This is a genomic window from Lysobacter capsici, assembly GCF_018732085.1.
Taxonomy (GTDB): domain Bacteria; phylum Pseudomonadota; class Gammaproteobacteria; order Xanthomonadales; family Xanthomonadaceae; genus Lysobacter; species Lysobacter capsici_A.
The window spans coordinates 1,084,026-1,104,109 of the sequence record NZ_CP076103.1; the positions used below are offsets into that span (position 1 = coordinate 1,084,026).

Consider the following 20,084-nt stretch of genomic DNA (forward strand, 5'->3'; position numbering starts at 1 on the left):
CATGTCCTCCGAGCCCGCCGCCGAATCGCTGGGATTGTTCCCGCTGCACACCGTGCTGTTGCCGGGCGGCTCGCTGAGCTTGCGCGTGTTCGAACGCCGTTACCTCGACCTGGTGCGCGAATGCGGCCGGGTCGGTCGCGGCTTCGGGGTCTGCCTGATCATCGATGGCCAGGAGGTCTGTGCGCCGGCCGCGGCGGCGGCGTTCGGCACCGAGGCGGTGATCGAGGATTTCGGCACCGGCGACGACGGCCTGTTGACCCTGCGGGTGCGCGGCGCGCGGCGCTTCCACGCCGACCGCGTGCGGGTGCGCGACAACGGTCTGCAGGTCGCGGACGTGCGCTGGTGCGAGCCCGATCCCGACGAAGTCGTGCGGCCCGAGCATTCGCTGCTGGTGACCTTGCTGGAGCGCTTGTTCGAGCAGGCCGGCGGCGAGCACAGCAAGGCCGCGCATTCGCGTTTCGACGAGGCGTCCTGGGTGGGTTGGCGGCTGGCCGAACTGTTGCCGTTGACGTTGTCGCAGCGGCAGATGCTGCTGCAACTGGACGATCCGCATGCGCGGCTGGATCAGGTGTTGGCGTTGTTGCCTTGAGTCGTTGAAGGCGTGGCGCCGCGGCTACGGCAAAAGCAAAAGCAAATCCGCCCTAGCCCCCCTTTTTCAACGGGGGAAGCTTCGGGTGAGATTGTTGAGCTTGGTTGGTCGCGACGCACCACGCTGCGACTCGCTCTTGTTCGAGCAAATCTCCACCCGAAGCTACAGATCGCCCGCCGCCGCGAATCCCTCAACACGGGTTCCCCCCTTTGAAAAAGGGGGCAGGGGGGATTTGCTTTTACTTTTGCTTTGACCCCGAACCCCAAAACCACTCAAGGCCCCGGCACAGCCCCCGGCACCCGATACTGCGATTGCATCCGCAGCACCTCCACCCCGTTCTTCGGATGCGCCTGCTGGATCATGGTGAAACCGGTCAGCGCCCTGCGCACCTGCGCATGCGCGTTGCCATCGTCGGGCTGCGGCAACCACAGCGCGGCCGAATCGAACGGCTTGTTGAGCTTCAAGGTCTGGGTGGTGCCGATCCACAGCGGCGTGCCGTCGGACAGCACCGCCGGCGCCGGCCACAGGCGCAGCGCGTATTGAATATCCGGGGTCGGCCCGTCGCGCAGCATCAGCAAGGTTTCGGCCTGCGCGTCGAGGGTCGCCGGCAGCACCACTTGATCGCGCGCCGGGGTGTCGTCATCGAGCAAGGCAATCGTCGCCAGCCAGTCGGCCTGCGGTTGTACTCGCCAGCCGTTGGCTTCCAAGGTCGCGCGCAGCGGCGGCAAGGGCCCGGCGATCTGCAGATCCAGCGGCCAGCGTCGGCGCGCGTCGCTTTCGTTGCGTTGCGCGGGCAAGGTGGTCCAATCGTGTTTCCACCACGCATCGGCGTTCAACACCGTGGTCGGCGTGGCCGAGGCGAACTTGGCCAGCAGCGCATCGGCCGAGCGCGGCGCATGCCACAGCGCGGCGGCGACGAACACGCTGTAGAACAACCATGCCAGCGGCCGCATCCAGAACGAACGCGCGACGTGGCGGCGATAGGCGATGCCGAGCACCAGCAGCCAGACGATGCCGAACAAGGTGCCGCCGACCAGATCGCTGGGCCAGTGCGCGCCCAGGTACAGCCGCGAAAATCCGACGAGGGTGGTGACCACGCCGGCCAGCAGGTAAGGCCATACCCGCTGCCGACCGGGCAACTCGCGCGCGATCAACACCGCGAAGAAGCCGAACACGATCGTGGTCATGGTGACCGCGACCGACGGGAAGCCGAAGCCGGCCGGCGCGGTCGGCGGACGCGGCATGTCGATCGCCGCTTCCAGCAACGAGGTGAGCGCCAGCCCGAACACGATCGCGCCGACCCAATGCGCCGCGGCCATCCAGCGCCGACGCCAGGCCAGATAGGCCAGCACCGCCAGCGAGGCCGGGGCCAGCACTTGCGCGTCGCCGAGGCAGGCCAATGCGGCCATCAGCCGGTCGGCGAGCGGATTGCGCAGGGTCCACATGAACTCGTGGACGGTGTGATCGATCTGCAGCGGCCCGCCGCTGGCGAGCAGGGTCGCCAGCAGGGTGAACCAGATCCAGCTGATCGCGAGCAGGCACACCGCCAGCATCACCAGCGAGGCCGATTCGGGGCGGTTCGGATCGATCAGCGCGCCGGCATAGCGGCCCAGGTGCGGATGCGCGCGGGTCCACAGCAGCGCGCGCGCGAGCAGGTTGTTGGCGTGCGAGGCGAACCAGCGCCAGGTGTAGAGCACCGTCGCCCAGACCAGCGCCACCGCGATCAGCAGCGCGCCGAGCACGATCGCGAGCCGGTCGGCGACCGCCGCCACCGCGTCGTAGGACGCGCCGAGCACCCAGCCCGGCGCGAGGAACAGCGCCGACCAACCGACGCAGGCGACGAGGCTGGGCAAGGCGTAGCGACGCATCGGCATGCGCAGCATGCCGGCGATGGCCGGCACGAACGGCCGGATTGCGCCGACGAAGCGGGCGATCAGGATGCTCTTGCTGCCGTGGCGGTGGAACAGGGTTTCGCCGCGGTCGAGCCACTGCGGATAACGCGAGAACGGCCAGCGTTGGCGCAACTGCGGGCCCCACCGGTAGCCGATCCAATAGCTCAGGCCGTCGCCGGCGAACGCGCCGAGGGTCGAGCAGGCCAGCGCATACGGGCCGTTGATATGGCCCAGGCCGACCAGGGTGCCGACCGCGAACAGCAGCGGCAGCGCCGGCACCACGATACCGAGAATGATGAGCGCGTCGCAGAAGGCGATCAGGAAGATCACCACGCCCGCGGCGATCGGATGGGCCGCGATCCATGCGGTCGCGCTTTCAAGCCAGGCTGAGTCCATCGGACGATTATAGGCAGCGCTCTCTGTGGCGCGGGTGACTGGATGGGGCCGGGAATCGGGAATAGGGAGTCGGGAATAGTGGAAGCCGGATGCACCGGTTGGCTTGCGTCAACGAGCCCAGGGCCTTTTGCTGTTCCCGATTCCCGATTCCCGATTCCCGATTCCCGATTCCCGATTCCCGATTCCCGATTCCCGATTCCCCGCGAAGTACACTTCCCCCAATGCCCCCCGAAGTTACCGAAGTGGCCGCGCTCAAGGCCGACAGTTTTGGCCGGATCGCGTTGATGCGCGACGGCGACGGCCTGTTCGTGCGTCGCGATCTGGCCCATGTGCCGTGGTGGTTGCGCTTGCCGGCGTGGTGGCTGGCGCGGCGCGAGGCGCGCGCGCTGCAACGTGTCGACGGCCTGGAGGCGACGCCGCAGCTGTTGCGCTGGGACGGTCGCCGGCTCGATCGCAGCTATCTCGACGGCGCGGCCATGTACCAGCGCCCGCCGCGTGGCGATCTGGCCTATTTCCGGCAAGCGCGGCGCCTGCTCCAGCGCCTGCACCAGCGCGGCCTGGCGCATAACGATCTGGCCAAGGAGGCCAACTGGCTGGTGCTGATCGACGGCACCCCGGCGATCATCGACTTCCAACTCGCCACCCGCGGCGATCCGCGCTCGCGCTGGATGCGCCTGCTCGCGCGCGAGGACCTGCGCCACCTGCTCAAGCACAAACGCACCTATTGCCCGCAGGCGCTGACCCCGGTCGAACGGCGCGTGCTCAAGCGTCATTCCTGGCTGCGCGAAGCCTGGTTCGCGACCGGCAAACCGGTCTACCGCTTCGTAACCCGGCGCATCCTGCACTGGGAGGACAACGAGGGGCAGGGGCCGAAGCCCTGACGGCCGGGAATTGGGAATTAGGAATCGGGAATCGTTGAAGGGGCGCTGCGATCTGGGGCGCGACGATTGGGATTAGGATTGGGTTTGTGCTTTTGCTTTTGCTTTTGCCGTACCGATTCCCTATTCCCGATTCCCCATTCACGGCCATATCCATGACCAGCCTCTCAGGCAAGACCCTCTTCATCACCGGCGCGTCGCGCGGCATCGGCCGCGAGATCGCGCTGCGCGCCGCGCGCGACGGCGCCAACATCGCCATCGCGGCCAAGTCCTCGGTCGCCAATCCCAAGCTGCCGGGCACCATCCACAGCGTCGCGGCCGAAGTCGAAGCCGCCGGCGGCCGCGCGCTGGCGCTCAAGTGCGACATCCGCGAGGAAGACGAAGTCAACGCCGCGGTCGCCGCGACCGTCGATGCGTTCGGCGGGCTCGATATCCTGGTCAACAACGCCAGCGCGATCTGGCTGCGCGGCGCGCTCGACACGCCGATGAAGCGTTTCGACCTGATGCAGCAGGTCAACGCGCGCGGCAGTTTCCTGTGCGCGCAGGCCTGCCTGCCGTATCTGCAGCAGGCCGCCAACCCGCACATCCTGACCCTGGCGCCGCCGCCGAGCCTGGACGTGAAGTGGTGGGCGCCGCATACCGGTTACACCTTGGCGAAGATGGGCATGAGCTTCGTGACCCTGGGCTTGGCCGGCGAGTTCGGTCCGCGCGGGATCGCGGTCAACGCGTTGTGGCCGAAGACGATCATCGCCACCGATGCCTTGAACCTGATTCCGGGGGTTGCGCTGGATCGCTGCCGCAAGCCGGAGATCGTGGCCGATGCGGTGCATGCGGTGCTAGTGCGTCCGGCGCAGGATTTCTATGGGCGCTTCCTGATCGATGAGGAGGTGTTGACTGAGGCGGGCGTGACCGATTTCAGCAAATATGCGGTCGATCCGAGCAAGTCGTTGTTGCCGGATTTGTTCTTGGGTTGAGTCGGTCGTGATCGACGCGTAGAGCGCGGGCGCCATCTCACTTACGCAGCGCGTCAGCATGAGCGTGCCGTAGTGACCGCAGCCCCTGTAGGAGCTGCGCGAGCCGCGACCGCGGGAACGCAACTACGACGAACGCTGCGCCGTTGCCGTGATGGCGCGGTTGCGGCTTGCGCCGCTCCTACAGGTAGCCCACGCGGCTTTCGCCTGAAGTCAGATTTCATTCCCGGCGCTGCGAGGCATGTTACTCGCGAGGCGAACAGGACACCCGAAGGGCGGCGCACATGGATGTGCGCCGTGCGCCACCGAGACAGGATGTCTCGTGTGGCGCATGCCCGCGTCTGCACCGCACGCGCGGGCTCTTGATTCAAAGAAAAGCGTTTTTCTTTGGTTACCTTTCTTTTGTCGCTTTTGACAAAAGAAAGTAACTCGGCCGCTTGCGGACGAAAGCTGTTGATCCTGCCTTTGGCTTGAAGGCTTCAAAGCTTGAAGCTTGAAGCTTGAAGCAACATCAAGAGCTTCCGCCACTAAAGCGGCGGGTAACTTTCTTTTGTCCAGAGCCACAAAAGTCCGCCTGGATTCCCTTCGGTCAAAAGTCACCAAAGAAAAAGGCGTTCCTGTTTCGAATCAGGAGCCCGCGAGTGCGGTGCATACGCGGGGGTAGGCCACACAGGACATCCATGTCCTGGGTGGCCTACGGCACGCATCCATGCGTGCCGCCCTCCGGGCCTGCTATTGCATCGCGAGTTACAAGCTGCGCCGGGCCAAAACCAAAGCTAAGCTTCAAGCAACGGCAACGGCAACGGCAACGGCAACGGCAACGGCAATACGAGTCGATCCGGCAAGTCTCGACGCAATCCCGCCCACTTTTGTGGGAGGGAGCTTCAGCCCCGACCGCGACAATCGAACAACCACGCCAGCCCAACCAGCCCGCTCACTTACCCGGCCGCTTCAACGCATCCGCCAACGAATACAACAGATCCACATAGAACCGCTCCCCTTCCTCCAACCCCGCCACCTTCGACTCCTTGAGCGGTTCCACCACCATGTACTCGTTAGGCGCATGCGCCCCGCTGCCATGCCCCAACCCACCGGCGATCATCGGCAACCCCAAGGTCTGGGTGAACACGTAATACGGCGCACTGCCGCCGATGCGCGGCGCGACCGGCGGGGTCTGTCCGTATTTGCGATACACGCCCAAGGCCGCGCGCGTCAGCGGCGCGTCCACCGAGCTCTGCGCCGGTGGATAGCCCGACAATTTGCGTATTTCGATGTCGTCGAACCCCTTCGCATCGAGTTGCTTGCGGATCAGCGCCAGCGCCTGATCCGGCGTCTGGTCCGGCACCAGGCGCGAGTCGACCTTGGCCACCGCGCGATGCGGCAGGATGGTCTTGACCCCTTCGCCGGTGTAACCCGCCACCAGTCCATCGATATTGAGCGTGGTGTCGAACAACTCCGCCGCGGCCGCGTCGCGGAAACTGCGGCCGTTCTTCCAGCGCGCCGCGCCCAGCGATTCGAGCTGCTTGGCCTGCTCGCGCTCGCGGCCGCGCACGATGCCGTTGAACAAGCGCTGTTCTTCCGCGTTCGGCGCGCGGATCGCATCGCGATAACCGGGGACCGCGATCTCGCCGTCGGGCGTGGTCAAGGTCGCCAGCGCCTGCACCAGGCGCCAACTGGGCGAATCGAGCTTGGCGGCGAGCGAGCCATGCACTTCGGCGCGCTGCGGTCCGCCTGTCTTGGCGTTGCCCTTGGCTTCCAGTTCCATATAAAGAATGCCCTTGACCCCGAGGAACATCGACGCCTGTCCGTCGCGATCCTGGGTGTTCATCGGGAAGAACACGCCGTCGGCCTTGCGCAGCTGCGCCTCGTACTTGGCGACCACTTCCGGATAATGCGGCGAACCGAGCTCTTCCTCGCCCTCGGCCAGCACGATCAGGTTCACCGGCGGTTTGCCGCGCACCTTGATGATCGCGTCGAGCGCATTGAGGAAGGCGCGCTGCGGACCTTTCTGGTTGGTCGCGCCGCGCGCCATCAGCACTTTGCCGAGCGCGGGATCGTCGACCAGGGTGCCGGCGAAGGCGTCGACCTTCCAGCCGGTCGGCTCGATCGGCTGCACGTCGTACATCATGTAGACCACCAGCGTGTGTTCGGCGCCGGCGTCGTAGTAACCGTAAACGCCCGGATGCCCCGAGGTCGGCACCAGCGCGGTGTCGCGAAAGCCCAGGGTCTGCAGATCCTTGCGCAGCAACTCGGCCATCTGCGCGATGCCTTGGTTCTGCGCGCTGATCGACGGCTGCCGCACCCAGCGCTGCAACTGGGCGAGGTCGGCGTCGCGATGCTGGTGCAGGTGCGCGTAGACGTCGGCGTAGTCGCCGGCGAAGGCCGGCACGCTGGCGGCGTCGAAGGCGGCGGTTTCGGTGATTTCGATCCTGGGCGGCGTGACCGCCGCCGATACGATCGGCAGCAAGGCCAGTGTCAGTGCGGCGGACAACAGCGAAGCGGTGCGGCGACTGCGTGAACTCATGGCGTTTCCCTCGTCGTAGGCAAACTTGAAGCGGGCGGGGCGCGAAGCGCCGATGCGGCGGGTCGGGCAGATCGTGCAAATACGCCGCAACCCGCGGCCCCGACCATCGGCGTGGGCCGATCATGACCGCAACGGCGGCGGCGCGGTGGGTCGTAGCGCCCGCATCGCGCAGCGCCCACCGCGGACACTGCAACCGCCGCAGCGATCGGCGACAATGGCCGTTCCGCTCCCCACCTCGTTGCCGCCCCCATGGACACCGCCTCGCTGTACGCGCTTTCCGAGCGCTATTACCTGCCCGTCTATCGCCCGCGCCGGATCGTGCTCGACCACGGCAAAGGCTCGCGGATCTGGGATCTGGACGGACGCGAGTACGTGGACTTCGGCGCCGGCATCGCGGTCAACGCGCTCGGCCACGCGCATCCGGCGCTGATCGCGGCGCTGACCGAACAGGCCGGCAAGCTGTGGCATACCAGCAACGTGTTCATCAGCGAACCGCCGCTGCGTCTGGCCGAGCAACTGGTGTCGGCCTCGGGTTTCGCCGAGCGCGTATTCCTGTGCAATTCCGGCGCCGAAGCCAACGAGGCGGCGATCAAGCTGGCGCGCAAATGGGCCACCGTGCAGGGGCGCGAGCCCGAGCGCCGGGTGATTTTGAGTTTCCGCGGCAGTTTCCACGGCCGCACCCTGGCCGCGGTCACCGCCACCGCGCAGCCCAAGTACCACGAAGGTTTCGAACCGCTGCCGCCGGGTTTTCGCTACAGCGACTTCAACGATCTGGCCGCGGCCGAAGCGGCGATGGCCGACGGCGCGGTCTGCGCGGTGCTGGTCGAACCGGTGCAGGGCGAGGGCGGGGTGACGCCGGCCACCGATGCGTTCCTGCGCGGCCTGCGCGAGTTGTGCGATCGCCACGGCGCGCTGTTGATCCTCGATGAAATCCAGTGCGGCATGGGCCGCACCGGCGAGTTGTTCGCCTGCCATGCCTATGGCGTGACACCCGATGCGGTGACCCTGGCCAAGGCGCTGGGCAGCGGATTTCCGATCGGCGCGATGCTGGTCGGTCCCAAGGCCGCGCAGTCGATGCAGTTCGGCGCGCACGGCACCACCTTCGGCGGCAATCCGCTGGCGGCGGCGGTGGCCGGCGCGGCCTTGCGCGAACTGCGCTCGCCCGAGCTGATGGCCAACGTCGAGCGCCAGGCGCAGGCGATCCGCGCCGGACTGGCCGCGCTGGACGCCGAGTTGAATCTGTTCGTGGAAGTGCGCGGCCGCGGCCTGATGATCGGCGCGCAGTTGCGCGAAGAACACGCGGGCAAGGCCGGCGAAATCCTCGATCGCTGCGTCGAACACGGCCTGCTGACCCTGCAGGCCGGTCCGGACGTGCTGCGTTTCGTGCCCGCGCTCAACATCGGCGACGCCGACGTGGCCGAGGGGCTGGCGCGTCTGCGCGCGGCGCTGCTGCAGTTTCTCGGCCGCTGAGCGCGGCGTGCGGCGGCATCGGCGATGAGCGAATACGAGTGCGTGTTCTGCGACATCATCGCCGGCCGGGCGCCGGCGAGTTTCGTGTATCGCGACGATCGCGTCGTCGCGTTCATGGATTTGCGTCAGGCCGTACCCGGCCACGTGCTGATCGTGCCGCTGCGGCATATTCCCGATCTGTACGCCATCGATGAGGCGACGGCGGGACAGTTGATGGCGATCGCGGTGCGTATCGCCAAGGCCCTGGCCGCCGATCAGCGACCGGCCGGGCTGAACCTGTGGCAGTCCAATGGCGAAGCGGGCGGCCAGGAAGTCCCGCACGTGCATCTGCATGTGCAGCCGCGTCGCGTGGACGACGGCATTGTTCGCCTGTATCGCCACGGCTTGCCGGTGCCCGCCGATCGCCCGAGCCTGGATGCGCTCGCCGAACGCATCGCCGCCCGGCTTTGACCCGCGGGGCTGAGGCAGTCCGCGCCTGAGACAAACGCTTTCCGCGGCCGCCGACAGGCCGGAAGCATCCGTACGAGCGCGGCTCTGCGCCGCTTTTCGCAACGCTTCGCGTCGTTTTGCGATGCCCCGATCGCGGCTAAGGGGCTTTACGCGGGCTTTTGGATCAAACGATAATAATTCTCGTTTGCTTCAACTTCGGAGTCCCCCCGCATGTCCTGCAGCCGCCACCTTCCGGCGCCCTTGGCCCTGGCCATCGCTTTGTTCCTGAGCGCGCCCGCGTGGGCGGCCGATCCCGCCGCCGCCGAGGCCGACGCCTCCGACAAGCAGGCCACCACCCTCGATCACATCGTCGTCCAGGGCCAATCGAGCGGTTACAAGGCCGCCAATGCCACCAGCGCGACCAAGACCGACACCCCGATTTCGCAAACCCCGCAGGCGATCACCGTGGTCACCGGCGAACAGATGCGCGACCAGGGCGCGCAGAACGTCCAGGACGCCCTCAATTACGCCGCCGGCGTGCGCTCGGAGGCCTATGGTCTGGACTCGCGCGGCGACTGGACCCTGATCCGCGGCAGCGATCCCACCGAATACCTCGACGGCCTGCGCAGCGCGTTCAACTACTACACCAGCACCACCCGCACCGATCCGTACATGCTCGAGCGCATCGAAGTGCTGCGCGGCCCGGCGTCGATGCTGTTCGGACAAGGCAGCACCGCCGGCGTCATCAACCTGGTCAGCAAGCGCCCGCAGACCCAGGCCCGGCGCGAGATCGGCGTCCAGCTCGGCAGCTTCGACCGCCGCCAGATCAACGCCGACATCACCGGCCCGCTGACCGCCGATGGCACCTGGCTGTACCGGCTCGTCGGCCTGGTGCGCGACAGCGATACCCAGGTCGATCACGTCAACGACGATCGCCGGCTGTTCGCGCCGTCGCTGACCTGGCGCCCGAGCGAAGACACCTCGCTGACCTTCCAGTTCCGCTGGCAGCAGGACCGCACCGGCTCGACCTCGCAGTTCTTCCAGTGGAGCGGCCTGATCGCGCCGAACCCGAACGGCCGCATCCCCGCCAGCCGTTTCATCGGCAACCTCGGCGACCACTACGACACCGACCACACCAGCGCGGGCTGGCAGTTCGAGCACCGCTTCAACGAGAACTGGTCGTTCCAGCAGTCGTTCCGTGCCTCGCGCAACGAGGTCGACTACGTCACCGTCTACGCCGATCCCTTCAGCAATCCGCTCAATCCTTTCATCGATCCGCAGCAGCGCGTGATCAACCGCGAAGGCTGGTTCGCCAACAACAAGGCGCGGATGCAGAACATCGACCAGCACGTCGAAGGCCTCTTCAAGACCGGCGCGGTCGAGCATCAGATGCTGCTCGGCCTGGATGCAATCCGCTTCAAGCAAGACGAAGCGCAGAGCTTCGACGGCGCGCCCGAGCGCGGCGGCACCTTGCCGCCGATCGACGTGTTCAATCCGGTCCCGCCGCCGTACACGCCGCCGCCGCTCGGCGCGGACGTCAAGACCAGCCAGCGCCAAGTCGGCCTGTACCTGCAGGACCAGATGCGCATCGGCGAGCATTGGATCGTCGTCGCCGGATTGCGCCACGATCGCGCCAAGAGCGGCCTGGTCGGCGCGGCGGACGAAAAGTCCAGCGCCACCACCAGGCGCCTGGGCGTGATGTTCCACGACTGGGCCGGCTGGTCGCCGTACGTGAGCTACAGCGAATCCTTCACCCCGGTGGGCGGCACCAATGCCATCACCGGTGCGCGCTACCAGCCGCAGAAGGGCGAGCAGGTCGAGGCCGGCGTCAAGTTCGAACCGGCCGGGCGCGATCTGAGTTTCACCGCCGCGACCTACGAACTGCGCGAAGAAAACCGCCTGGTGCCCGATCCGTCCAATCCCAACGTCAACACCCAGGCCGGCAAGACCAAGACCCGCGGCCTGGAGCTGGAACTGTCGGGAAAAATCACCTCCAGCTTCGACATCACCGCGCACTACAACTATCTCGACAACGACAAGCAGCTGACGCCGGCGCCGCGCCATCAGGCCGCGGTATGGGGCAAGCAGCGCTTCAGCATCGGCGGACGCGACGGTTTCGCCGCCGGCCTGGGCGTGCGCTATTTCAGCGATTTTGTCGAACCGCCCAGCCCGACCACGCCGTCGGTCGTGCTCGGCGATGCGATGCTGTCCTACGACACCGGCGCCTGGCGCTGGGCGTTCAACGTCACCAACCTCACCGACAAGCGCTATTTCAGCTACTGCGGCGGCCGCGGCGATTGCTGGTTCGGTGCGCGGCGCACCATCGGTTTGAGCGCGAGCTTCACCTTCTAACTAAATCTGTATGCAAAAAAACGGGCCGGCGAATTCGCCGGCCCGTTGCGTTTGCGCGATCGCGACGACGCGATCGGATGGTTTACAGCGTGGCGAACGTCGCCCGCGCTGCCTCGATGGTCTGGGCGATTTCCGCTTCGCCATGCGCGCTCGACATGAACCCGGCCTCGAACGCCGACGGCGCCAGATACACGCCGCGATCGAGCATGCCGTGGAAGAAGCGATTGAAGCGCTGGGTATCGGAGCCCATCGCATCGGCGAAGCTTTCCACCGGCCCTTCGCGGAAATACAGCCCGAACATGCCCGGCGCGCGCGTGGTGTGGAAGGCGATGCCGGCTTCGCGCGCGGCCGCTTCCAGGCCATCGCACAAGGCATGCGTGCTGCGTTCCAGCGCGTCGTGGAAACCCGGTTGTTGGATCAGCTCCAGCGTCGCCAATCCTGCGGCCATCGCCACCGGATTGCCGCTGAGCGTGCCGGCCTGATAGATCGGCCCGCTCGGCGCGACTTGGCTCATCAGATCGCGCCGGCCGCCGTAAGCGCCGACCGGCATGCCGCCGCCGATGATCTTGCCGAAGGTGCTCAGATCCGGGGTGATGCCGTAACGCTGCTGCGCGCCGCCGAGCGCGACCCGGAAACCGGTCATCACTTCGTCGAAGATCAGCAGCACGCCGTGCTGGGTGCATAGCGCGCGCAGATGCTGCAGATAACCGTCTTTGGGCAGGATGCAGTTGGCGTTGCCGACGATCGGTTCGATGATCAGGCCGGCGATCTCGCTGCCGGCTTCGTCGAACAACTGCGTCGCCGCATCGAAATCGTTGTAGGGCAGGGTCAGGGTCAGGTCCGCCAGCGCCGCCGGCACGCCCGGCGAATTCGGCAGGCCGAGGGTCAACGCGCCGCTGCCGGCCTTGACCAGGAAACTGTCGCCGTGGCCGTGGTAGCAGCCTTCGAACTTGACGATGCGGCTGCGCCCGGTCGCACCGCGCGCCACCCGGATCGCCGACAAGGTCGCTTCGGTGCCCGAATTGACCATGCGCACCATCTCGCAGCTCGGCACGATCCGGGTGATCGCTTCGGCCATCGTCACTTCCAGCGCATTGGGCACGCCGAAGCTCAGGCCGTTGCGCATGGTCGTCTCGACCGCGGCCAGCACCTGCGGATGCGCATGGCCGGCGATCATCGGGCCCCACGACCCGACGTAGTCGATATAGCGATGACCGTCGACGTCGTACAGATAGGCGCCTTGCGCGCGCTGCGCGAAAAACGGCTCGCCGCCGACCGACTTGAACGCGCGCACCGGCGAATTGACGCCGCCGGGCAGCAGTTCGCTGGCGCGGGTGAAGAGTTCGTGGGAGCGGGGGTTATTCATTGGGGAGTTCTTCGGATCGGGCTTCATCGAAGCAGGAAAGGTAGGCACGCACCGCGGCGGCCGGATCGGGCGCGTCGAACACGCCGCTGATCACGGCCAGCAGATCGGCGCCGGCGTCGACCAGCGAGCGCGCATTGTCCGGGGTGATGCCTCCGATCGCCACCCGCGGCAGGCGCAGGATCGCCGATTGCTTCAGCAGTTCCGACGTGGCGCGGCGCGCATTGGGTTTGGTCGGCGAGGCGAAGAACGCGCCGAAGGCGACGTAACTGGCGCCGGTGGCGGCCGCCGCGCGGGCCAGATCGAAGCGGTCGTAGCACGATGCGCCGATCAGCGCGCGATCGCCCATCGCCGCGCGAGCCGCGGCCAATTCGCCGTCGTCTTCGCCCAGATGCGCACCGTCGGCGCCGATCTGCGCGGCCAGACGCCAGTCGTCGTTGACGATCAGCGGCACGCCGTGGCGGCGACAGATCGGCAACAAGGCCAGCGCTTGCTCGCGGCGCAGATACGCATCGGCCGCCTTGTTGCGGTATTGCAGCCATTGTGCGCCGGCGACCAGCACCGTTCCGACTCGCGCCGCCAGCCGCTGGGTATCGGCGTCGTCGGGCGTTATCGCGTACAGGCCGCGCTGCGGCCATGGTGAATTCATGCGTCTGCTTCCGTCGGAGAGGGCGGGATGGGACAATGCCGTCCCGCAAAACCATTATCCGCCCATGTCCGAGATTGCCGCGACCACCGCTTACCGCACCTGGATGTGCGTCGTGTGCGGCTTTATTTACGACGAAGCCCTGGGGCTGCCGGAAGAGGGCCTGGCCCCGGGCACCCGCTGGGCGGACGTTCCGGACACCTGGACCTGCCCGGACTGCGGCGTGACCAAGGACGACTTCGAGATGATGGAAGTCTGAAGCGGCTCAAGCTCGCCGTGGACCGCGTGTCCACGGCGGGCCTACCTGGAACCACGGACCGGCGTTGCCCGTCCGCTCACTCGATCCCGGGCCCGAACTTCAGTTCCGCCCCCTCCTTGAGCTTCAACCTGGCCGCCTGGCCGGCATTGAGCTCCAGCACGTACTTCGCCGGCGCATCGCTGGGATAGGGCGGACAGCCGTTGCCGCCCGAGCACGGCGGGACGTCGCGCTGCTGGGTAACCAGCCGGCGCTTGCCGTCGAAATAGAGGATGTCCAGCGGGATATGGGTGTTCTTCATCCAGTAGGCCTGCGGCTCCTCGCGCTCATGCACGAACACCATGCCGCGGTCGGCCGCCATTTCGTCGCGGAACATCAGCCCGCGCGCCCGCGATTCATCGTCCTTGGCCACTTCCACCGTATAGCGCTGGCCGCCGATCTCGACCCAGGCGTCGTTGCCCGAGCCGCAGCCCGACAAGGCCAGGCCACAACACACCACCAGCACGTGCAGCTTCGACATGGAGCGGTTCCTTGAGAGAGCCGGACAAGACGCTGCGAACATCCGATAGCGCCCCAGAATCGTCAAGGCCGTGGCGCGCGAAATTATTTTCGATCACCCCTTCCCAACCCCCATTCAGATCTGCATAATGCGCGGCCCCGCTGACCGGATGATTGGTTGTCGGGGACGCGCAAAAGCAGCGGTTTCGACAGGAGTTGACGGTCTGAAACATTGCTGTAAGATGCGCGGCCCGCTGACCGGTTTATGGGTTGCGGGGCGCGCGGAAAGCGGCGGTTTCGACAAGTGTTGACGAGTCGAAAACATGCTGTAAGATGCGCGGCCCGGTGAGGTGGAATGCTTCGGAAACGAAGGGTTTCGGCGAGTTGGGAAGCGGCAAGAAGTTCGCGAACAGGTGTTGACGTTCACGAAAACTGCTGTATAGTGTGCGGCTCCCTCGGGCACTTCGGTGACGAGACGGAACAAGGCGCTGAGGCCGGTTCCTAAAGATCTTTGACAGTGTGCGCAGGTGACTTGTGCGGGCGTCTGGCGGGTGGATAGTTGTCCATCTTGCAGACGTTCGTAACAGAGTCCAACGATTTAGAAGAAAGCATGCAAATGCGAGTAAGTTGAGTAATTGGCCTGGAACGAAGTCTGCACTCAAAGCATTGATGAAGGCCGCAAGGCTGGAATCGAAACATTTAAGTGAAGAGTTTGATCCTGGCTCAGAGTGAACGCTGGCGGCAGGCCTAACACATGCAAGTCGAACGGCAGCACAGAGGAGCTTGCTCCTTGGGTGGCGAGTGGCGGACGGGTGAGGAATACGTCGGAATCTGCCTATTTGTGGGGGATAACGTAGGGAAACTTACGCTAATACCGCATACGACCTACGGGTGAAAGCGGAGGACCTTCGGGCTTCGCGCAGATAGATGAGCCGACGTCGGATTAGCTAGTTGGCGGGGTAAAGGCCCACCAAGGCGACGATCCGTAGCTGGTCTGAGAGGATGATCAGCCACACTGGAACTGAGACACGGTCCAGACTCCTACGGGAGGCAGCAGTGGGGAATATTGGACAATGGGCGCAAGCCTGATCCAGCCATGCCGCGTGTGTGAAGAAGGCCTTCGGGTTGTAAAGCACTTTTGTCCGGAAAGAAAAGCATTGGGTTAATACCCCGATGTCATGACGGTACCGGAAGAATAAGCACCGGCTAACTTCGTGCCAGCAGCCGCGGTAATACGAAGGGTGCAAGCGTTACTCGGAATTACTGGGCGTAAAGCGTGCGTAGGTGGTTTGTTAAGTCTGATGTGAAAGCCCTGGGCTCAACCTGGGAATGGCATTGGAAACTGGCTGACTAGAGTGCGGTAGAGGGTAGTGGAATTCCCGGTGTAGCAGTGAAATGCGTAGATATCGGGAGGAACATCTGTGGCGAAGGCGACTACCTGGACCAGCACTGACACTGAGGCACGAAAGCGTGGGGAGCAAACAGGATTAGATACCCTGGTAGTCCACGCCCTAAACGATGCGAACTGGATGTTGGGAGCAACTTGGCTCTCAGTATCGAAGCTAACGCGTTAAGTTCGCCGCCTGGGAAGTACGGTCGCAAGACTGAAACTCAAAGGAATTGACGGGGGCCCGCACAAGCGGTGGAGTATGTGGTTTAATTCGATGCAACGCGAAGAACCTTACCTGGCCTTGACATCCACGGAACTTTCCAGAGATGGATTGGTGCCTTCGGGAACCGTGAGACAGGTGCTGCATGGCTGTCGTCAGCTCGTGTCGTGAGATGTTGGGTTAAGTCCCGCAACGAGCGCAACCCTTGTCCTTAGTTGCCAGCACGTAATGGTGGGAACTCTAAGGAGACCGCCGGTGACAAACCGGAGGAAGGTGGGGATGACGTCAAGTCATCATGGCCCTTACGGCCAGGGCTACACACGTACTACAATGGTAGGGACAGAGGGCTGCAAACCCGCGAGGGCAAGCCAATCCCAGAAACCCTATCTCAGTCCGGATCGGAGTCTGCAACTCGACTCCGTGAAGTCGGAATCGCTAGTAATCGCAGATCAGCATTGCTGCGGTGAATACGTTCCCGGGCCTTGTACACACCGCCCGTCACACCATGGGAGTTTGTTGCACCAGAAGCAGGTAGCTTAACCTTCGGGAGGGCGCTTGCCACGGTGTGGCCGATGACTGGGGTGAAGTCGTAACAAGGTAGCCGTATCGGAAGGTGCGGCTGGATCACCTCCTTTAGAGACATAAAGACAGCCAATTGCCTGTCCAGACGTCCGCACAAGTGACCTGCATTCAGAGTTCCCGATCGCCACAGGGCGATTGAGGAGTCGTCCCGTTTCGATGGGGCTTTAGCTCAGCTGGGAGAGCACCTGCTTTGCAAGCAGGGGGTCGTCGGTTCGATCCCGACAAGCTCCACCACCTAGCCAGTAGCAGTTTTGGGTCTGTAGCTCAGGTGGTTAGAGCGCGCCCCTGATAAGGGCGAGGCCGGTGGTTCGAGTCCTCCCAGACCCACCACCCTGGTGAAGAGTTAAAGAGCAGCGACAAAACTTCTGAATTGCGCACACACATAAAGATTTGAAACTGGAAAGGCGCTGAAGCCTTTCAAGTGTTCTTTGAAAAACTGGAATGTAGCGAGCGTTTTGAGACGGAATGTCCATGACGTGTCGTGAGGCTAAGGCGAGTGTCGAAAGACACTTTATTAATTGAGTCGTTATATTCGAGTCCGGGCTTTGTACCCCTGGACCCGTGTAATTCCGAGGCAACTTGGGGTTATATGGTCAAGCGAATAAGCGCACACGGTGGATGCCTTGGCGGTCAGAGGCGATGAAGGACGTGATAGCCTGCGAAAAGCGCGGGGGAGCTGGCAATAAGCTTTGATCCCGCGATGTCCGAATGGGGAAACCCACCTAGCAATAGGTATCCTGCAGTGAATACATAGCTGCTGGAAGCGAACCCGGAGAACTGAAATATCTAAGTACCCGGAGGAAAAGAAATCAACCGAGATTCCCTAAGTAGTGACGAGCGAACGGGGACTAGCCCTTAAGTTGCATCAGCTTCAGCAAAACGAGTTGGAAAGCTCGGCCATAGAAGGTGACAGCCCTGTATGTGAAGGGGCTGATGCGATGAAATCGAGTAGGGCGGGGCACGAGAAACCCTGTCTGAACATGGGGGGACCATCCTCCAAGGCTAAATACTCCTGACCGACCGATAGTGAACCAGTACCGTGAGGGAAAGGCGAAAAGAACCCTGGTGAAGGGAGTGAAATAGACCCTGAAACCGTGTGCGTACAAGCAGTAGGAGCTCGCAAGAGTGACTGCGTACCTTTTGTATAATGGGTCAGCGACTTACTGTTCGTGGCAAGCTTAACCGTATAGGGGAGGCGAAGGGAAACCGAGTCTGATAAGGGCGCATAGTCGCGGGCAGTAGACCCGAAACCGGGTGATCTAGTCATGCCCAGGGTGAAGGTTGAGTAACATCAACTGGAGGCCCGAACCCACGTCTGTTGCAAAAGACGGGGATGAGGTGTGATTAGGAGTGAAAAGCTAATCGAACCCGGAGATAGCTGGTTCTCCTCGAAAGCTATTTAGGTAGCGCCTCGGACGAATACTGCTGGGGGTAGAGCACTGTTATGGCTAGGGGGTCATTGCGACTTACCAAACCATGGCAAACTCCGAATACCAGCACGTACTATCCGGGAGACACACGGCGGGTGCTAACGTCCGTCGTGAAAAGGGAAACAACCCAGACCCACAGCTAAGGTCCCAAATTTATCGCTAAGTGGTGAACGATGTGGAAAGGCACAGACAGCCAGGAGGTTGGCTTAGAAGCAGCCACCCTTTAAAGAAAGCGTAATAGCTCACTGGTCGAGTCGGTCTGCGCGGAAGATTTAACGGGGCTAAGCGATAAACCGAAGCTTGGGGTGCATCACTTCGTGATGCGCGGTAGAGGAGCGTTCCGTAAGCCGTTGAAGGTGGATTGAGAAGTCTGCTGGAGGTATCGGAAGTGCGAATGCTGACATGAGTAACGATAATGCGGGTGAAAAGCCCGCACGCCGAAAGCCCAAGGTTTCCTTGCGCAACGTTAATCGACGCAGGGTGAGTCGGCCCCTAAGGCGAGGCTGAAAAGCGTAGTCGATGGGAAGCAGGTTAATATTCCTGCACCTCGCGTAAGTGCGATGGAGGGACGGAGAAGGTTAGGCAGGCCAGGCGTTGGTTGTCCTGGTGAGAGAGTTGAGGCGGTTCCCTTTGGCAAATCCGGGGGAGCAACGTTGAGACTAAGGACCGGCCCATTAGGGCTAGGCTGCCGATATCACGCTTCCAGGAAAAGCTCCTAAGCTTCAGCTTACGCAGACCGTACCGTAAACCGACACAGGTGGGCAGGATGAGAATTCTAAGGCGCTTGAGAGAACTCGGGTGAAGGAACTAGGCAAAATAGCACCGTAACTTCGGGAGAAGGTGCGCCCTCCACGGTTAATAGCTGAGGGGGGCCGCAGTGACCAGGCCGCTGCGACTGTTTATCAAAAACACAGCACTCTGCAAACACGAAAGTGGACGTATAGGGTGTGACGCCTGCCCGGTGCTGGAAGGTTAATTGATGGGGTCAGCCGCAAGGCGAAGCTCTTGATCGAAGCCCCAGTAAACGGCGGCCGTAACTATAACGGTCCTAAGGTAGCGAAATTCCTTGTCGGGTAAGTTCCGACCTGCACGAATGGCGTAACGACAGCGGCGCTGTCTCCACCCGAGACTCAGTGAAATTGAAATCGCTGTGAAGATGCAGCGTTCCCGCGGCAAGACGGAAAGACCCCGTGAACCTTTACTATAGCTTTACACTGAACGTTGAGTTCGTCTGTGTAGGATAGGTGGGAGGCTATGAAACCATGGCGCTAGCTGTGGTGGAGCCATCCTTGAAATACCACCCTGTCGTGCTTGACGTTCTAACCTAGGCCCGTTATCCGGGTCAGGGACCGTGTATGGTGGGTAGTTTGACTGGGGCGGTCTCCTCCCAAAGTGTAACGGAGGAGCACGAAGGTACGCTCAGCGCGGTCGGACATCGCGCACTGTGTGCAAAGGCATAAGCGTGCTTGACTGCAAGATCGACGGATCAAGCAGGTACGAAAGTAGGTCTTAGTGATCCGGTGGTTCTGTATGGAAGGGCCATCGCTCAACGGATAAAAGGTACTCCGGGGATAACAGGCTGATACCGCCCAAGAGTTCATATCGACGGCGGTGTTTGGCACCTCGATGTCGGCTCATCACATCCTGGGGCTGTAGTCGGTCCCAAGGGTATGGCTGTTCGCCATTTAAAGTGGTACGCGAGCTGGGTTCAGAACGTCGTGAGACAGTTCGGTCCCTATCTGTCGTGGGCGTTGGAGATTTGAGAGGGGCTGCTCCTAGTACGAGAGGACCGGAGTGGACGAACCTCTGGTGTTCCGGTTGTCACGCCAGTGGCACTGCCGGGTAGCTATGTTCGGAAGCGATAACCGCTGAAAGCATCTAAGCGGGAAGCGCGCCTCAAGATGAGATCTCCCGGGACTTTAAGTCCCCTAAAGGAACCATCAAGACTAGGTGGTTGATAGGCAGGGTGTGTAAGTGCGGCAACGCATTGAGCTAACCTGTACTAATGATCCGTGTGGCTTGACCATATAACCTCAAGTTGCCTTGGCTTCATTGACACGTTAAGACGTTTCTCCCAAAATACTGCTCGCTACATTCCAACTTATTCGCCGACGACGGGGTTCATTCCGTTTAAAGCACACCCACGTGAGCGTGAGCGCAACTTCAATCCATCGAAGCCTGCGACCCTCCACCCTCTC

Annotated in this window: 12 protein-coding genes, 2 tRNA genes and 2 rRNA genes; 11 read left to right on the forward strand and 5 right to left on the reverse strand. The window is 63.3% G+C overall.

All coding sequences use genetic code 11. From position 1 onward, the window contains the following. The first annotated feature begins 1 nt into the window (after position 1). Positions 2-589 (forward strand): LON peptidase substrate-binding domain-containing protein, encoded by a 588-nt coding sequence (locus KME82_RS04400; RefSeq protein WP_215497448.1) that lies wholly within the window; start codon positions 2-4, stop codon positions 587-589. A 272-nt stretch (positions 590-861) separates the two neighbouring features. Here KME82_RS04400 and KME82_RS04405 read toward each other — a convergent pair whose 3' ends face one another. Continuing rightward, a complete protein-coding gene (locus tag KME82_RS04405) occupies positions 862-2,877 on the reverse strand; it encodes a bifunctional DedA family/phosphatase PAP2 family protein (RefSeq protein ID WP_215497449.1) in 2,016 nt (671 codons plus the stop codon). A 221-nt stretch (positions 2,878-3,098) separates the two neighbouring features. Between KME82_RS04405 and KME82_RS04410 the strand changes: the two genes are divergently transcribed. Both KME82_RS04410 and KME82_RS04415 read left to right on the forward strand, forming a co-directional pair. Then, the gene (locus KME82_RS04410) at positions 3,099-3,758 is read left to right on the forward strand and encodes a serine/threonine protein kinase (RefSeq protein WP_215497450.1); all 660 of its coding nucleotides are present in this window, start codon (positions 3,099-3,101) and stop codon (positions 3,756-3,758) included. Positions 3,759-3,910: 152 nt separating this feature from the next. After that, on the forward strand, positions 3,911-4,729 hold the full coding sequence (locus tag KME82_RS04415) for an SDR family oxidoreductase (RefSeq protein WP_056116424.1): 819 nt from the start codon (positions 3,911-3,913) through the stop codon (positions 4,727-4,729). 931 nt (positions 4,730-5,660) lie between these two features. Here the strand turns inward: KME82_RS04415 and KME82_RS04420 are convergent. Further along, complete coding sequence (locus KME82_RS04420; RefSeq protein ID WP_215497451.1) at positions 5,661-7,250, reverse strand: M20/M25/M40 family metallo-hydrolase; 1,590 nt, start codon at positions 7,248-7,250, stop codon at positions 5,661-5,663. 249 nt (positions 7,251-7,499) lie between these two features. Between KME82_RS04420 and KME82_RS04425 the strand changes: the two genes are divergently transcribed. The 3 genes from KME82_RS04425 to KME82_RS04435 all read left to right on the forward strand — a co-directional run bounded on the left by KME82_RS04425 (position 7,500) and on the right by KME82_RS04435 (position 11,501). Beyond that, positions 7,500-8,720 carry an aspartate aminotransferase family protein gene (locus KME82_RS04425; protein WP_215497452.1) on the forward strand — a complete coding sequence of 407 codons (1,221 nt, stop codon included), beginning with the start codon at positions 7,500-7,502 and terminating at the stop codon, positions 8,718-8,720. A gap of 24 nt (positions 8,721-8,744) precedes the next feature. After that, complete coding sequence (locus tag KME82_RS04430; RefSeq protein WP_215497453.1) at positions 8,745-9,170, forward strand: HIT family protein; 426 nt, start codon at positions 8,745-8,747, stop codon at positions 9,168-9,170. A 210-nt stretch (positions 9,171-9,380) separates the two neighbouring features. Continuing rightward, the gene (locus KME82_RS04435; protein ID WP_215497454.1) at positions 9,381-11,501 is read left to right on the forward strand and encodes a TonB-dependent siderophore receptor; all 2,121 of its coding nucleotides are present in this window, start codon (positions 9,381-9,383) and stop codon (positions 11,499-11,501) included. Between the two features lie 82 nt (positions 11,502-11,583). On the opposite strand, the gene hemL is transcribed toward KME82_RS04435, so the two are convergent. Beyond that, positions 11,584-12,867 (reverse strand): glutamate-1-semialdehyde 2,1-aminomutase, encoded by a 1,284-nt coding sequence (gene hemL, locus KME82_RS04440; protein WP_215497455.1) that lies wholly within the window; start codon positions 12,865-12,867, stop codon positions 11,584-11,586. Further along, positions 12,860-13,513: a thiamine phosphate synthase gene (gene thiE, locus KME82_RS04445; RefSeq protein ID WP_215497456.1), complete on the reverse strand. Its 654-nt coding sequence runs from the start codon at positions 13,511-13,513 to the stop codon at positions 12,860-12,862. The genes hemL and thiE overlap by 8 nt, the downstream gene beginning before the upstream one ends. Positions 13,514-13,577: 64 nt before the next feature. Here thiE and KME82_RS04450 point away from each other — a divergent pair, with 64 nt between their 5' ends. Beyond that, entirely contained in the window at positions 13,578-13,769 is a 192-nt protein-coding gene (locus tag KME82_RS04450; RefSeq protein ID WP_036115753.1) for a rubredoxin, read from the forward strand. Between the two features lie 76 nt (positions 13,770-13,845). Here KME82_RS04450 and KME82_RS04455 read toward each other — a convergent pair whose 3' ends face one another. Then, positions 13,846-14,286 (reverse strand): DUF192 domain-containing protein, encoded by a 441-nt coding sequence (locus KME82_RS04455; RefSeq protein ID WP_215497457.1) that lies wholly within the window; start codon positions 14,284-14,286, stop codon positions 13,846-13,848. Positions 14,287-14,964: 678 nt separating this feature from the next. Between KME82_RS04455 and KME82_RS04460 the strand changes: the two genes are divergently transcribed. The 4 genes from KME82_RS04460 (at position 14,965) to KME82_RS04475 (ending at position 19,913) form a co-directional block, all read left to right on the forward strand. Then, positions 14,965-16,509: ribosomal RNA gene (locus KME82_RS04460) — 16S ribosomal RNA — on the forward strand. Between the two features lie 105 nt (positions 16,510-16,614). Next, a tRNA-Ala gene (locus KME82_RS04465) sits at positions 16,615-16,690 on the forward strand. 19 nt (positions 16,691-16,709) lie between these two features. After that, positions 16,710-16,786 (forward strand) — tRNA-Ile (locus KME82_RS04470). Positions 16,787-17,047: 261 nt separating this feature from the next. Next, positions 17,048-19,913, forward strand: a 23S ribosomal RNA gene (locus KME82_RS04475). Together the 16S and 23S rRNA genes with 2 tRNA genes alongside form the textbook arrangement of a ribosomal RNA operon. Positions 19,914-20,084: the final 171 nt, after the last annotated feature.

What these genes read in the sequence shown, in the direction of transcription:
- KME82_RS04405 (WP_215497449.1), bottom strand. Translation starts at nt 2,877, where the DNA reads ATGGACTCAGCCTGGCTTGAAAGCGCGACCGCATGGATCGCGGCCCAT.
- KME82_RS04430 (WP_215497453.1), top strand. Translation starts at nt 8,745, where the DNA reads ATGAGCGAATACGAGTGCGTGTTCTGCGACATCATCGCCGGCCGGGCG.
- KME82_RS04400 (WP_215497448.1), top strand. Translation starts at nt 2, where the DNA reads ATGTCCTCCGAGCCCGCCGCCGAATCGCTGGGATTGTTCCCGCTGCAC.
- KME82_RS04425 (WP_215497452.1), top strand. Translation starts at nt 7,500, where the DNA reads ATGGACACCGCCTCGCTGTACGCGCTTTCCGAGCGCTATTACCTGCCC.
- thiE (WP_215497456.1), bottom strand. Translation starts at nt 13,513, where the DNA reads ATGAATTCACCATGGCCGCAGCGCGGCCTGTACGCGATAACGCCCGAC.
- KME82_RS04415 (WP_056116424.1), top strand. Translation starts at nt 3,911, where the DNA reads ATGACCAGCCTCTCAGGCAAGACCCTCTTCATCACCGGCGCGTCGCGC.
- KME82_RS04435 (WP_215497454.1), top strand. Translation starts at nt 9,381, where the DNA reads ATGTCCTGCAGCCGCCACCTTCCGGCGCCCTTGGCCCTGGCCATCGCT.
- KME82_RS04450 (WP_036115753.1), top strand. Translation starts at nt 13,578, where the DNA reads ATGTCCGAGATTGCCGCGACCACCGCTTACCGCACCTGGATGTGCGTC.
- KME82_RS04455 (WP_215497457.1), bottom strand. Translation starts at nt 14,286, where the DNA reads ATGTCGAAGCTGCACGTGCTGGTGGTGTGTTGTGGCCTGGCCTTGTCG.
- KME82_RS04420 (WP_215497451.1), bottom strand. Translation starts at nt 7,250, where the DNA reads ATGAGTTCACGCAGTCGCCGCACCGCTTCGCTGTTGTCCGCCGCACTG.
- hemL (WP_215497455.1), bottom strand. Translation starts at nt 12,867, where the DNA reads ATGAATAACCCCCGCTCCCACGAACTCTTCACCCGCGCCAGCGAACTG.
- KME82_RS04410 (WP_215497450.1), top strand. Translation starts at nt 3,099, where the DNA reads ATGCCCCCCGAAGTTACCGAAGTGGCCGCGCTCAAGGCCGACAGTTTT.